The 13,843-nt window shown below is 71.3% G+C and carries 11 protein-coding genes and 1 pseudogene; 1 reads left to right on the top strand and 11 read right to left on the bottom strand.

Going from position 1 to position 13,843, the window contains the following annotated elements; genetic code table 11:
- Positions 1-70: 70 nt before the first annotated feature.
- Positions 71-3,445: a pyruvate carboxylase gene (locus ACZ4RZ_RS07210; protein ID WP_467742854.1), complete on the bottom strand. Its 3,375-nt coding sequence runs from the start codon at positions 3,443-3,445 to the stop codon at positions 71-73.
- 78 nt (positions 3,446-3,523) lie between these two features.
- Positions 3,524-4,270, bottom strand: a complete 747-nt coding sequence (locus tag ACZ4RZ_RS07215) for a sulfite exporter TauE/SafE family protein (RefSeq protein WP_467742856.1) — start codon at positions 4,268-4,270, stop codon at positions 3,524-3,526.
- 240 nt (positions 4,271-4,510) lie between these two features.
- On the opposite strand from ACZ4RZ_RS07215, the pseudogene ACZ4RZ_RS07220 reads away from it, so the two are divergent.
- A pseudogene (locus ACZ4RZ_RS07220) lies at positions 4,511-4,825 on the top strand (hypothetical protein); the annotation flags it as partial.
- 19 nt (positions 4,826-4,844) lie between these two features.
- Here ACZ4RZ_RS07220 and ACZ4RZ_RS07225 read toward each other — a convergent pair.
- The 9 genes from ACZ4RZ_RS07225 to ACZ4RZ_RS07265 form a co-directional block, all read right to left on the bottom strand.
- A complete protein-coding gene (locus tag ACZ4RZ_RS07225; RefSeq protein ID WP_467742858.1) occupies positions 4,845-5,579 on the bottom strand; it encodes a hypothetical protein in 735 nt (244 codons plus the stop codon).
- Positions 5,580-5,597: 18 nt separating this feature from the next.
- Complete coding sequence (gene lpdA, locus ACZ4RZ_RS07230) at positions 5,598-6,998, bottom strand: dihydrolipoyl dehydrogenase (protein ID WP_467742860.1); 1,401 nt, start codon at positions 6,996-6,998, stop codon at positions 5,598-5,600.
- Positions 6,999-7,173: 175 nt separating this feature from the next.
- Positions 7,174-8,262, bottom strand: a complete 1,089-nt coding sequence (gene hypE, locus ACZ4RZ_RS07235; protein ID WP_467742862.1) for a hydrogenase expression/formation protein HypE — start codon at positions 8,260-8,262, stop codon at positions 7,174-7,176.
- Positions 8,255-9,379, bottom strand: coding sequence for a hydrogenase formation protein HypD (gene hypD / locus ACZ4RZ_RS07240; protein ID WP_467742864.1), 1,125 nt, complete (start codon positions 9,377-9,379; stop codon positions 8,255-8,257). Before hypD ends, hypE begins: the two co-directional genes overlap by 8 nt.
- Positions 9,376-9,684: a HypC/HybG/HupF family hydrogenase formation chaperone gene (locus ACZ4RZ_RS07245; RefSeq protein ID WP_467742866.1), complete on the bottom strand. Its 309-nt coding sequence runs from the start codon at positions 9,682-9,684 to the stop codon at positions 9,376-9,378. Before ACZ4RZ_RS07245 ends, hypD begins: the two co-directional genes overlap by 4 nt.
- A gap of 56 nt (positions 9,685-9,740) precedes the next feature.
- Complete coding sequence (gene hypF, locus ACZ4RZ_RS07250; RefSeq protein WP_467742868.1) at positions 9,741-12,389, bottom strand: carbamoyltransferase HypF; 2,649 nt, start codon at positions 12,387-12,389, stop codon at positions 9,741-9,743.
- Complete coding sequence (gene hypB / locus ACZ4RZ_RS07255; protein WP_467742870.1) at positions 12,386-13,153, bottom strand: hydrogenase nickel incorporation protein HypB; 768 nt, start codon at positions 13,151-13,153, stop codon at positions 12,386-12,388. Before hypB ends, hypF begins: the two co-directional genes overlap by 4 nt.
- Before the next feature lie 3 nt (positions 13,154-13,156).
- Positions 13,157-13,552: a hydrogenase maturation nickel metallochaperone HypA/HybF gene (locus ACZ4RZ_RS07260; RefSeq protein ID WP_467742872.1), complete on the bottom strand. Its 396-nt coding sequence runs from the start codon at positions 13,550-13,552 to the stop codon at positions 13,157-13,159.
- Between the two features lie 185 nt (positions 13,553-13,737).
- A complete protein-coding gene (locus ACZ4RZ_RS07265; RefSeq protein ID WP_467742874.1) occupies positions 13,738-13,842 on the bottom strand; it encodes a DUF6893 family small protein in 105 nt (34 codons plus the stop codon).
- Between the last annotated feature and the right edge of the window lies 1 nt (position 13,843).

Below are 13,843 nucleotides of genomic sequence, written 5' to 3' on the forward strand. Positions count from 1 at the left end.
CGGCAATGGCTGTGCGCCGGTCAGGTCGAGCTACAGCCTTTGCTGTTCGACGACCGGCGCGCGCCACGGCTCAGGCGATCTCGACCAGGAGATCGCCGCCCTCCACCTGCTGGATCCTGTTGATGGCGAGCCGGGACACCTTTCCGGCCTTCGGAGCGGTGATCGCGGCCTCCATCTTCATCGCCTCGATGGTGGCCACCACAGCGCCCTCCGCCACCTCGTCGCCCTCGGCCACCGCGAGCGTCACCACTCCGGCGAACGGCGCCGCCACATGGCCCGGGTTGGCCCGGTCGGCCTTCTCGGTCGGCGGAACGTCGGAGGCCGCCGCGGTGTCGCGCACCTGGATCGGCCGCAGTTGACCGTTCAGGGTGGACATCACGGTACGCATGCCGCGTTCGTCCGCCTCGCCGATGGCCTGCAGTTCGATGAGGAGCCGTACGCCCGGCTCCAGATCGACGGCGTACTCCTTCGCAGGGCGCAGCCCGTAGAAGAAGTCCTTGCTGTCCAGCACGCTGGTGTCGCCGAAGGTCTGACGGTGTGTTTCGAAGTCGCGCGACGGCCCGGGGAAGAGCAGGCGGTTGAGCGTTGCGCGCCGCTCCTTCACCAGTCCCGTGCGGTCCTCCGAGGTCAGCTCCTGCACAGGCTTGGGTTCGGCGCGGCCTGCCAGCGCCTTGGTGCGGAACGGCTCCGGCCACCCGCCGGGCGGATTGCCCAACTCGCCGCGCAGAAAGCCGATGACGGAGTCGGGGATGTCGAACTTGTCCGGCGTAGCCTCGAAGTCCTCCGGCGTCACTCCGGCGCCGACCAGGTGCAGGGCCAGGTCGCCGACCACCTTGGACGACGGGGTGACCTTCACCAGATGCCCGAGGATCCGGTCGGCGGCGGCGTACATCGCCTCGATCTCCTCGAAGCGGTCGCCGAGGCCGAGTGCGATGGCCTGGGTGCGCAGGTTGGAGAGCTGCCCGCCGGGGATTTCGTGGTGGTAGACGCGCCCGGTCGGCGAGGCCAGGCCCGCCTCGAACGGTGCGTAGATCCTGCGGACGCTCTCCCAGTACGGCTCCAGGTCCCCGACCGCCTTCAGGTCGAGGCCGGTCGGCCGCTCGGAGTAGTCCGTCGCCGCCACGATCGCCGACAACGACGGCTGCGACGTGGTGCCCGCCATGGACGCCACGGCCCCGTCCACCGCGTCCGCGCCGGCCTGGATCGCCGCGAGGTAGGTGGCGAGCTGGCCTCCGGCGGTGTCATGGGTGTGCACGTGCACCGGCAGGTCGAACTCGCGGCGCAGGGCCGATACGAGGGTCGCGGCGGCCGGGGCGCGGAGCAGCCCCGCCATGTCCTTGACGGCCAGGACGTGGGCACCGGCGGCCACGATCTGTTCGGCCAGCCGGAGGTAGTAGTCCAGGGTGTACAGCCGCTCGGACGGGTCGGACAGATCCGCGGTGTAGCAGAGCGCGACCTCGGCGATCGCCGTTCCGGTCCGCCGCACGGCGTCGATGGCGGGCCGCATCTGCTCGACGTCGTTGAGGGCGTCGAAGATGCGGAAGATGTCGATGCCGGTGGCCGCTGCCTCCTGCACGAAGGCGTCGGTCACCTCCGTCGGGTAGGGCGTATAGCCCACGGTATTGCGGCCGCGCAGCAGCATCTGCAGGCAGAGGTTGGGTACGGCTTCGCGGAGTGCGGCCAGCCGCTCCCAGGGGTCCTCCGCGAGGAAGCGCAGCGCGACGTCGTACGTGGCTCCGCCCCAGCACTCGAGAGACAGCAGTTGCGGCAGGGTCCGCGCCACCACAGGGGCGACGGCGAGCATGTCCTTGGTGCGGACCCGGGTGGCGAGCAGCGACTGGTGGGCGTCCCGGAACGTGGTGTCGGTGACGCCGATGGTCGGGGCCTCGCGCAGCCATCGGGCGAAGCCCTCCGGGCCGAGTTCGGCGAGCCGCTGCCGGGAGCCGGCGGGCGGTTCGGTGGTGGGCACGGGCGGCAGTTTGGTGGTCGGTTCGATCAGGTCGGGCCGCTCACCGTGGGGCTTGTTCACGGTCACGTCGGCGAGGTACGTGAGCAGCTTCGTGCCGCGGTCGGCGGAGTGCCGTGCGGTGAGCAGGTGCGGCCGCTCCTCGATGAACGAGGTCGTGACCTGTCCGGCCTGGAAGTCCGGGTCGTCCAACACGGCTTGCAGGAACGGGATGTTGGTGGCCACGCCGCGAATGCGGAACTCGGCCACCGCACGCCGGGCGCGGCCGATCGCGGTCTTGAAGTCCCGGCCCCGGCAGGTGAGTTTGACCAGCATGGAGTCGAAGTGCGCGCTGATCTCCGTACCGGCGTGGGTGGTACCGCCGTCCAGCCGGATGCCCGAACCGCCCGGCGAGCGGTAGGCGCTGATCCTGCCGGTGTCCGGGCGGAAGCCATTGGCCGGGTCCTCGGTGGTGATCCGGCATTGCAGCGCGGCGCCGCGCACGGTGACGGTCTCCTGCGCGAGCCCCAGGTCGGCCAGGGTCTCGCCGGCGGCGATCCGCAGCTGTGCCTGCACGAGGTCGACGTCGGTGACCTCCTCGGTCACCGTGTGCTCGACCTGGATGCGCGGGTTCATCTCGATGAAGACGTGGTTCCCGTCGCGGTCGACCAGGAACTCCACGGTGCCCGCGTTGCGGTAGCCGATCTCCCGGGCGAACCTCACGGCATCGGCACACATCCGCTCGCGCAGCGCCGGGTCCAGGTTGGGCGCGGGCGCCAGCTCGATCACCTTCTGATGGCGGCGCTGCACCGAGCAGTCGCGCTCGAAGAGGTGAATGACGTTGCCGTGCCCGTCGGCGAGGATCTGCACCTCGATGTGGCGGGGTTCGATGACGGCCTTCTCCAGGAAGACGGTCGGGTCGCCGAACGCGGACGCGGCCTCACGGGCCGCCGCCTCGATGGATTCCCGCAGCAGGGCGGGATCCTCGACACGGCGCATGCCGCGCCCTCCTCCACCGGCGACCGCCTTGACGAACACGGGAAAGCCGACGTCCTCGGCGGCACGGACGAGTTCGTCCACGTCGGTGGAGGGCGCCGAGGAGCCGAGCACCGGTACGCCGGCCGCGCGCGCCGCGGCCACCGCGCGCGCCTTGTTCCCGGTCAGCTCAAGGGTTTCCGCGCTCGGCCCGACGAACGTGATGCCCGCCTCCTCGCACGCGCGCGCAAGGTCCGGGTTCTCGGACAGGAACCCGTAGCCCGGGTACACGGCATCCGCACCGGCCCGACGCGCCGCACGGACGATCTCCTCGACGGAGAGGTAGGCCCGCACCGGGTGCCCCGGCTGTCCGATCTCATAAGCCTCGTCGGCCTTCAGCCGGTGCAGCGAATTGCGGTCCTCGTGCGGGAAGACGGCGACGGTTCGCGCGCCCAGCTCATAGCCGGCGCGGAACGCGCGAATCGCGATCTCACCACGGTTGGCGACCAGCACCTTGCGGAACATGCACAATCCCTTCAGCCTGCCGGTGACGAGGACCATGGTGTCGGTGACGCCTCCGCCGCGCCATGTGAGCCGGGCCACTCACCCGGTGGCGTTCCGCCACAGGCTCCAGGCGAGCCCCAGCCCCGCGAGGGCGATCGCGACCCGTAGCGGCGTCTCCGGCAGCCGCCGTACGACCGCCGGCCCCATCCAGGCGCCCATGAAGCAGCCGAGGCCGAGCGCGGCGGCCGCGCTCCAGTCGACCGGGGCGAGGAAGGCGTAGGCGAGGGCCGCGGTGACGTTGGCGGCGCCGGTGGCGATGTTCTTGACGGCGTTGGTCACCGGCAGCGGCTCCGTCGCGGACAGGGAGAGCACGGCCAGCATCAGTACGCCTGCCGCGGCGCCGAAGTATCCGCCGTACAGCCCGACCAGCAGGACCGCGCAGGCGAGGGGAATCCGCGGCACGGAGGCCGAGTCCGGGTTGAGCTTCGCGGTCAAGCGCCGCAGGGGTTCACGTGCCAGGATCAGCACCGAGCCGAGGGCGATGAGCCACGGGACGACCAGTTCGAAGGCCGAGGACGGTGTCCCGAGCAGCAGGGCCGCGCCGATCGCCCCGCCCAACGCCGCCGTGACCGCGAGGCGGACGAGCCGCCCGCGCTGCCCGCGCAGTTCCGCCCGGGATCCGGCGGCGCTTCCCACGGTGTTGGTGAAGAGGGCCACGGTGTTGGTGACGTTGGCCGCCACCGGCGGAAGGCCGGCGGCGAGCAGCGCGGGGTAGCTGAACAGCGAGGCCAGACCCGCGACGGAACCGGCGAGCCCGGAGGCGACCCCTGCCGCGAGGAGCAACAAGGCCGCACCTGGCCCCGATTGACCGGCGATCAGTTCTTTCACGTGACCCTCTCGCTCCCGCACGACGCCGCCGTGCCCTGAAATGCCCAAGCTCCGTTCTATATTATGAACACCATCTACATGTGAAGACGGCACCTATCCGATGGACGGCATGGCAGCAATCCCGGGCCACGCCGCCGGGCACAACCGCTCGGCCGCCCCGGCGGGACGCAGGGAGGGCAGTTCGGCTTCGAGTGCCTCGCGCACGGCACCTCGGAGGACTGGCTGCGCCGCGTGGTCGCGGCCACCGCCGAGGGCTACCCCTTCCCCACCAACCTCGACCTCGACCCGCCGGTCGACGGTCTGGCCCCGCCCTCCCAGGCGGACACCGTGTGGCAGGCCGTCGCCGAGGGCTGGGCCCCCGAGCGGCTGCGCCAGGAGCAGGACCGCGTGATGCTCGAGTCCCTGCCCGCGGACGCCGACCAGCAGGAAAACCGCTACCAGCACGACCTGGGCGTGGTCCGTCTGCGCCGCCTCTACCGGTCGTGGGCCGAAGCGCAGGCGTCCACAGGGTGACCGTCTCCCGTTCGCGCCGTCAGTGCAGGATGTTGACCGCCCGGGCGACCACCAGGACCACGGTCACCAGGGAGACCGAGGATTGCAGCATCATCAGCATCTTGGCCCAGCGCGACAGCGGCATCACGTCGGTCGGGCTGAAGGCGGTGGAGTTGGTGAACGACAGGTACAGGTAGTCCAGGAACGCCGGCTCCCAGTCCGGCGGCGCGGCCTCCGGGCTCTGCATCTGTACGAAGAGGAAGTCGGCGAACTGGTGGTGACCGCGGGCCCGCGCCATCGGGCCGCCGCGGTCCCACTCCCAGTACCACAGGGCGAACACGATGACGTTCGTCAGCCAGATGCCGCCGCCGGTCAGCAGCAGCGGCCCGGCGTCCTTCCCCTCGCTGCCGTTCACCAGGCCCGCCACCAGCTGGACCGCCGCCCAGCCGTTGGCCAGGCTGATCACGCAGATCAGGGCCAGGCCCAGCCAGCGAAGCCACCGGGTCCGCGGCTCCACCCGCCGGGGGTTCGCGGCGATCAGGCCGGCCAGCAGCACCAACTCCAGGACCGGCAGCACCCAGTACGGCTGGAGGGTGAGCCGGTGCGGCAGCATCAGCTGGAGGGTGACCGCCACCAGGATCACGGCGGTCACCGCCCAACGCGACTCACCCTGCGTCGCCCGGCGCCACGCGGGCGCCACCTCGCGCTCGCGGCTCTCCAGCAGCCGCTCGAGCCTGGCCAGGCGGCTCTCGGCGTCGTCCATACCGTCGGTCATGGCGACGATTGTCCCGGGTCACATGTTGATCATGTGACCGGCCAGCCCGTGGATGGCCTCCTTGACCGCCTCGCCGAGCGTCGGGTGGCCGTGCACATTGCGCGCGACCTCGTGGACAGTCAGGTCCCACTGCTGAGCGAGGGTCAACTCCGGGAGGAGCTCGGTGACTTCGGGGCCGATCAGGTGGGCGCCGAGGAGCTCGCCGTACCGGGCGTCGCTGAGAATCTTGACGAAGCCCGCGGTGTCGCCCAGACCGTGCGACTTGCCGTTGGCGGTGAACGGGAACTTCGCGACCCGGACGTCGAAGCCCTGCTCGCGGGCCTGCGCCTCGGTCCAGCCGAAGCTGGCGATCTGCGGCTGGCAGTAGGTCGCCCGCGGGATCATGATGTAGTCGAGTTCCATGGTCTCCGCATCGGCGATCGTCTCGGCCGCCACGATGCCCATGGACTCGGCCGCGTGAGCGAGCATCAGCTTCGCCGTCACGTCACCGATGGCGAAGATGTGCGGGACGCTCGTGCGGCAGCGTCCGTCGATGTCGATCGCTCCGCGGTCGGTGAGCTTCACACCGGTGTTCTCCAGGCCGTAGCCCTGCACGCGCGGCTGGAAGCCGATTGCCTGCAGCACCTTGTCGGCCTGCAGCGTCTGTCGCTGGCCGCCCGTGGTCACCATGACCTTGACCGAATCGCCCGAGTCGTTGATCGCCTCGACCCGGGTGGAGGTCAGCACATCGATGCCGAGCCGCTTGTAACGGCGGGTCAGCTCCGCCGAGACCTCCTCGTCCTCCAGCGGGACGATGCGGTCGAGGAACTCGACGAGGGTGACCTGGACGCCGTAGTTGTGCAGTACGTACGCGAATTCGACACCGATGGCGCCCGCGCCCGCGATGATGATGCTCTCCGGGAGCGTGTCGGACAGGATCTGCTCCTCGTACGTCACCACGCGCTCGCTGAGCGAGGTGCCGGGCAGCAGCTTCGTGGTGGCGCCGGCGGCGATGATGCAGTGGCCGAAGGTGACGGTTTCCGTGCCGCCGTCGGCGAGGGCGACCTGGAGGGTGTGGTCGTCGCTGAAGGTGCCGTGGCCGGTGTACTGGGTGATCTTGTTCTTCTTCATCAGGTAGTGGACGCCCTTGACGCGTCCGTCCGCCACCTTGCGGCTGCGGGTGAAGGCTTCGCCGTAGTCGAAGCTCACCTCGCCGTTCACCCGGATGCCGAAGGTCTTGGCCTCCTGCGTGAAGATGTGCGCCAGCTCCGCGTTGCGCAGCAGCGCCTTCGACGGGATGCACCCCACGTTGAGGCACACTCCGCCCCAGTACTTCTCCTCGACGACGGCCGCGCTGAGGCCGAGCTGGGCGGCCCTGATCGCCGCGACATATCCTCCCGGGCCGGCGCCCAGGACCACTACGTCAAAGTGTGCGCTCATGGCGGCCAGCCTAGTACCCCAGCCGTAATCGGCGATCTTGCCGGTCGGGGGTGACGCCCTGTGTGTCCGCTGGGGCAGCGGATCCCCAGGAAGTGGGCGGGCCGGTGCAGTTGTCGGGCGGCGAGGAGACGCGGTCCGGCGTCGTCTCCCCGCCGCCTCCTCGGCCGGCCATGTGTCAGCAGATCCTTGGCAGCTGCTCCCCGATCGGCATGTCGACCACCCGGGTTCCGCCCAGCCCGGTGCGGGCCACCACCATGCCCGGATGGGCCTCGACCGCCTCGCCGACGATCCTGGATTCCGTACCCAGCGGATGCGCCCGCATCGCGTCCAGTACGGCGTCGGCGTACTCGCGTGGCACGAAGGCCACCAGCTTTCCCTCATTGGCGACGTACATGGGGTCCAGGCCGAGCACGGCGCAGGCGTTGGCGACAGCGGGCGGGACCGGGACATCGCGCTCCCGGATGACGACACCGGTGCCGGAGGCCGCCGCGATCTCGTTGAGCGCGGCCGCCAGCCCACCTCGTGTGGGATCGCGCAGTACGTGCAGGTCCGGGGTGACAGCGAGCATGGCTTCGACCAGACCGCCGAGCGCCGCGCAGTCGCTCTCGATCTCCACCCCGAATTCCAGGCCCTCGCGGACGCTCATGATCGCCACGCCATGCACGCCGATCGCGCCGCTGACCATCACGACATCGCCGGGAACGACCCGCTGCGGACGCAGATCGACGCCCGCCGGGATGAGCCCGATGCCGGCCGTGTTGATGAAGATCCCGTCGCCGTGACCGGCCTCCACGACCTTCGTGTCGCCCGTCGCCACTTCGACACCCGCGGCCCGGGCCGCCGCGCCGAGTGCCTCGGCCACGCGGGCGACGGTCTCCATCTCGACGCCCTCCTCCAGGATGAAGCCGCAGGAGAGGTAGGCCGCCCGGGCACCGCTCATGGCGAGATCATTGACGGTGCCGTTGACGGCGAGGTCGCCGATGCTGCCACCGGGGAAGAACAACGGCCGCACCACGAACGAGTCGGTGGAGAAGGCCATGCGGACACCGCCCAGCGACAGCGCCGCGGCGTCCCCCAGCTGGCCGAGCACCTCTCCGCCGAAGGCGGGCGCGAAGATGTGCTGGACCAGTTCGGCGGAGAGCGCCCCGCCCCCGCCGTGGCCCATGACGACACGGGACTGGTCGCGCAGCGGAGCCGGGCAGGTCCAGGCCGCGGGGTCGAGTACCGGCGTACGCAGGCCGGTGGTTTCTGTCGTCTCAGACAACGGGGCTCGCCTCCCGGGTCGCGGGAGTGAGGTCCAGGCGCCGGTAGAGGTAATACGCGGCGCAGGCGCCCTCGCTGGAGACCATGGTGGCTCCGAGCGGGGTGCGAGGTGTGCACAGGGTGCCGAACGCCTCGCACTCGTGCGGCTTGAGCAGCCCCTGCAGGACCTCACCGCTGCGGCACTCGGCCGGTTCCCGGGTCTGGATGCCGTCGACCGAGAAACGGTACTCGGCGTCGTAGTCACGGTACTTCGGGGACAGTCGCCAGCCGCTGCCGGGGATCACGCCGATGCCGCGCCAGGACCGGTCGGTGACTTCGAAGACGTCCTCCAGCATGGCCCGCGCGGCCGGGTTCCCTTCCGGGCGGACGGCACGGGGGTAGGCGTTGTCCACGGTGTGTTCGCCGCGCTCCAGCTGCGCCACGGTCCGGCGTACGCCTTCGAGGATGTCCAGGGGTTCGAATCCCGTGACGACGATCGGGACGCGGAAGCGCTCCGCCAGTGCCGGGTACTCCCCCACGCCCATCACGCTGCACACGTGCCCGGCCGCCAGAAAGCCCTGGACCCGGCAGCTCGGGGACCGCATGATCGCCTCGATGGCGGGTGGTACGCGCACATGGGACACCAGCAGACTGAAGTTCGGGATGCCGAGCCTGCGGGCCTGATACACCGTCATCGCATTGGGGGGCGCGGTCGTCTCGAAGCCGATGCCGAAGAACACCACTTCACGGTCCGGGTTCTGCTGGGCGATCCTCAGGGCGTCGAGCGGCGAGTAGACGACCCGTACGTCTCCGCCTGCGCCGCGCACCTGGAAGAGGTCCCGTCCCGTTCCGGGCACGCGGAGCATGTCGCCGAAGGAGCAGAAGATCACCCCCGGCCGGGAGGCGATCTCCAGTGCCTTGTCGATGACCTCCAGCGGAGTCACGCACACGGGACAACCGGGGCCGTGGATCAACTCGACCTGGTCCGGCAGGAGTTGGTCGATGCCGTGCCGGATGATCGTATGCGTCTGGCCGCCGCAGACCTCCATCAGCGCCCACGGCCTGGTGACCGTCGAGTGGATGTCGTCGAGCAGCCGGCGCGCCAGGTCCGGGTCCTGGAACTCGTCGATGTACTTCACTTCCGCGCCTCCTCTCCCGCGGTCGGCAGGGCCCCGCCCGCTTCCGCGGCCATTTCCCAGGGGTCGCCGAACTCCTCCTGCAGCATGCCGAGGGTGGCGAAGAGTTCGAGCGTCTGCTTGGCCGACTCCTCGTCCAGACGCTGCAGGGCGAAGCCGACGTGGACGATGGCGTACTCGCCGACCTGGAGGTCGGGCAGATACTCCAGGCACACCTCCTTGACCACACCGCCGAAGTCGACGTTGGCCATTCGGGTGCCGTCACGCTCCTCGATGTCCAGCACTCTGCCGGGTACCGCCAGGCACATGGGCCTCTCCTCGCTGTGGGTCGTGCGTCGCCGCCCGGCGCCGCCGGGTCGGTTCGTCAGTCGGTGGCTCGGGGGCGGTCCGCGGCGCGCGCGGCGACCACGAGCTGGCCGAGAGCCAGACCGCCGTCGCCCGGCGGGACCAGGTGGTGGCGCAGCACCGTGAAACCGTCCGTGGCCAGGGCCGCCGCGCACGCCGAGGAGAGCAGGGCATTGGCGAACACCCCGCCGGTCAGGGCGACCGTCTCCAGTCCGTGCCGCTCGCGCGCCAGCACACAGATGCGGTGCACGAGACCGGTGACGGCCCGGTGGAAGCGGGCCGCGACCAGGGCGGGCCCCGCGCCCGCGCGCAGATCCTCGACGACGGCGGCCAGCACGGGAGCCGGATCCGCCACGAAGGGCGTCTGATCCGCCGGCGCGGGCGCGGTATCCGTCCGTGTCGCAACGCGGCCCGACGGCTCCCCGGCGGTATCCGTCCGTGTCGCCAAGCGGACCGCCGCCTCCGGGCCGGTGACCGCCCGGAGCGCGCCGCCGCCCGGCTCGGCTGCGGCAGCCGCCCACGGCACGCCGCCCGCCAAGCCGGGCCCGGAATCAGCGCCTCGCGGGTCGCCCCCGGACCCGGAGCCGGTGGGCGCGCGCACCGCACCGCCGTCCGGCCCGGCCTCCCGTACGTCGAACGCGTACGCGGCGCTGTCCCCGGCGGGCGCCAGCAGCGCGGCGGCCTCCAGTTCGACCGCCGCCTGGGCTTCGTATCCGGCCCGGTGGCAGACGCCCGCGAGGGAGGACACGGCGTCGAAGAGCCGGCCCATGCTGGAGGTGGGGACGCAGTTCAGGTGACGCTCCAACTGCCGTTCCAGCACGAGGCGTTCGTCGGGCGGGCAGGCGGCGACGCAGGCGAGCTCGTCCGACCAGCCGATCCCGGCAGCGCGCAGGTGCGCTAGCGCCATCCGGTACGGCCGGTGCACCGCGGCGTCCCCGCCGGGCAGCGGCACATACGCGAGATGCCCGAACCGGGTGAAGCCGTCGTAGTCCGCGAGCAGGATCTCCCCGCCCCACACCGCTCCGTCGTCGCCGTAGCCGGTGCCGTCGAAGGCGACACCGATCACCGGCCGACTGCCGTCCAGTCCTCGTTCGGCCATCGCGGCGGCGACATGGGCGTGATGGTGCTGGACGCGTACGACTGGTCGGCCCGCCGCGTTCCGGTCGGCCCAGCGTGCCGAGCGGTACCCGGGATGCCGGTCGGCCGCCAGTAGTTCGGGACCCACCGGAGTAATCGACTCCAGTTGTGCCGTGGCACGCTCGAAGGCCCGCTGAGTGGCGAGGTCGTCCATGTCCCCGATGTGGGCGGAGAGCCAGGCCCGGCGGCCTTCGCCGAGGCAGAACACGTTCTTGAGGTCCCCGCCGACGGCCAGTGCCGGGCGCACGGCCACCGGAAGGGTCAGCGGCAGGGGCGCATAGCCACGGGCGCGGCGCACCAGCAGCGGCTCGCCGTCGCACACGCGCACCACGGAGTCGTCGCACGGCACATGGATCGGCCGGTCGTGGGTGAGCCAGCCGTCGGCCAGGTGAGCCAGCCTCTCCAGCGCCTCCTCGTCGTCGGTGACGATCGGCTCGCCGGCCACGTTGCCGCTGGTCATGACGAGCAGCCGGGGGCCCTCGGGGTCGCCGGACAGGCCGAACAGCAGGTGGTGCAGGGGGGTGTACGGCAGCATGATGCCGAGGTCGGGGCTGCCGGGTGCGACCGACTCGGCCGGACGTGGTGCTCCCGGCGCGACCAGTGCCTCCGTACGGCGCCGCAGCAGCACGATGGGTCTGGTGGCACCGGCGAGCAGGCTCCGCTCCTCGGGGTCGATCCGGACGAGGTGGGCGATGTCGTCGAGGCTCCGGGCCATGACGGCGAACGGCTTGTCCCCTCTGGCCTTTCGGCGGCGCAGCAGGGCGACGGCTGCGGGATCGGTCGCATCGCAGGCCAGGTGGTAGCCGCCAAGCCCTTTGACGGCGAGGATCGCGCCGCTCGCCAGGAGTCTGCGCGCCTCGGCGACGGGATCCGCTTGCCAGGACACGTCCGTCGGTGGCCCGCCGAGGCCCGCCCGGGGGACGAGCAGGCGCAACCGCGGGCCGCAGGCCGGGCAGGCGACGGGTTGCGCGTGAAAGCGCCGGTCGGCCGGATCGGCGTACTCGCGGGCGCAGTCGGGGCACATCGGGAAGCCCGCCATGGTGGTGTGGGCCCGGTCGTAGGGCAGGCCGGTGACGATCGTGAACCGGGGGCCGCAGTGCGTGCAGTTGATGAAGGGGTGGCGATGGCGCCGGTCGGCGGGATCGGCGAGTTCGCGCAGGCACTCGGCGCAGGTCGCGGTGTCCGGGGGGATCAGCGTCCCGGCCGGTCCGTCCGTGCGGGAGGCGAGGATGGTGAACGCGGCGTCGCCGGTGGTGGGCACCTCCTGGTGGTCGACGGAGTCCACCCGGGCCAGCGGCGGTGCGTGCGGGGCGATCCGATCGCAGAACCGGGCGACCGCAGCGGGTGTTCCCTCGACTTCCGCGATGACGCCCTCGGGGGTGTTGGTCACGTTCCCGGACAGGTTCAAGCCGGTGGCGAGGGTGTAGACGTACGGCCGGAAGCCGACACCCTGCACCACGCCCCGCACGGTGACCCGACGGCGCAGCGGCGGCTCCACTGCGACCGCGGTCGAGGACTGCGGACCGCTCACGAGCGGGACTGCGCCAGGGCGCCGGTGCCGTGCGGGTGCTCCTGGGTGTGATGGTGGGCGTGCGCGGAGACATCGGGCTGACGCGCCATGACGGGAGAGTGCAGGGGGGATCCGTTCGCGGCCGCCAGCGCCCGGTCGAGCAGGGCACCGACGCCCCGGTCCCGGCGGGCCGAGGTGAGCAGCACCTCCACTCCGGGGTTGACCCGCTCGACGTTCGCGCGGAACGCCCCCTCGTCGAATTCGACGGCCTCGGCGATGTCGGTCTTGGTGACCACCACCAAGTGGGCGAGGCCGAAGGCGGTGGGGTACTTCAGCGGCTTGTCCTCGCCCTCCGTGACGGAGGCGAGCACGACTCTCAAAGTCTCGCCGAGGTCGTAGGAGGCCGGGCAGACCAGGTTGCCGACGTTCTCCACGAACAGCAGCCGGGTGCCGTCGGGCAGCCAGCCCTCCAGGTGGCGGCCGAGCATCCCGGCCTCCAAGTGGCACAGCCCGTCCGTGAGGACCTGCTTGACCGGGACGCCCGAGCGCGCCAGGCGCTCCGCGTCGTTCTCGGTGGCGAGATCGGCGGTGAGTGCCGCAACCGGCACGGACCGCTCCCGGGCCAGCGCCAACTCCCGTTCCAGCAGGGCGGTCTTGCCGCTGCCGGGGCTGGACAGCAGATTGACGACCGTGGTGTCGCGGGCCGCAAGGCCGGCGCGCAGGGTGTGCGCGGTCGCGTCGTTCTTGGCCAGGACGGCCTGCTGCAGGTCGACCACACGGCACATGGTTCAGCGCTCCTCGGGGATCGGTTCGCGGGTGGGTGCGTGCGTCGGGCCGTCCTCCCAGTGCACGCTCACGATCTGCAGTTCACGGCCCGACAGCAGGTCGGTGGTGGCTCCGCCGCACCGCGGGCAGGTCAGCCGGGGCGGCATGCCGACGGCCCATTCGTGTCGGCATGGAGCGCAACGGGCCCGGCCCGGCACAGCGTCGGTGACCAGTTCGGCACCTTCCAGCACCGTCCCGGCGCAGGCCAGTTCGAAGCAGAACGAAAGGGCATCGGGTACGACGCCGGCCAGTTCGCCCACCTGGAGCCGTACCGAGCGCACGGCCGTGATGTCACCGGCCCGCGACGCCGCCTCTTCCACCTGGCCGATCACCGCCAGCGCGATGGACATCTCGTGCATCGGTCTCCGTCCTGGCGGAGGCCGCTGTCCACCGACCGCCATCGAGCCGATCGGCCTGTCGGGCAGGCGTCCGCCGCCCCTCATTAGAGAGGAGGCGGTACCGGGCGGCGGACCGGCACGCCGTCGCCGCCCGGCCGCCTACGCCGTTCGCCGCAACGGCGTACGCCCGCGGGGTGGGCGTCGGCTCACATACAGCGCATCCGCAGATAGCGTCTGATGTCGGGCAGGGACTGCACGACGACGACGGCGACAGCGGCGGCCAGCGCGCCGCCGACGAGGGTCTTGATCATT

The organism is Streptomyces sp. NPDC027189, from assembly GCF_055566975.1.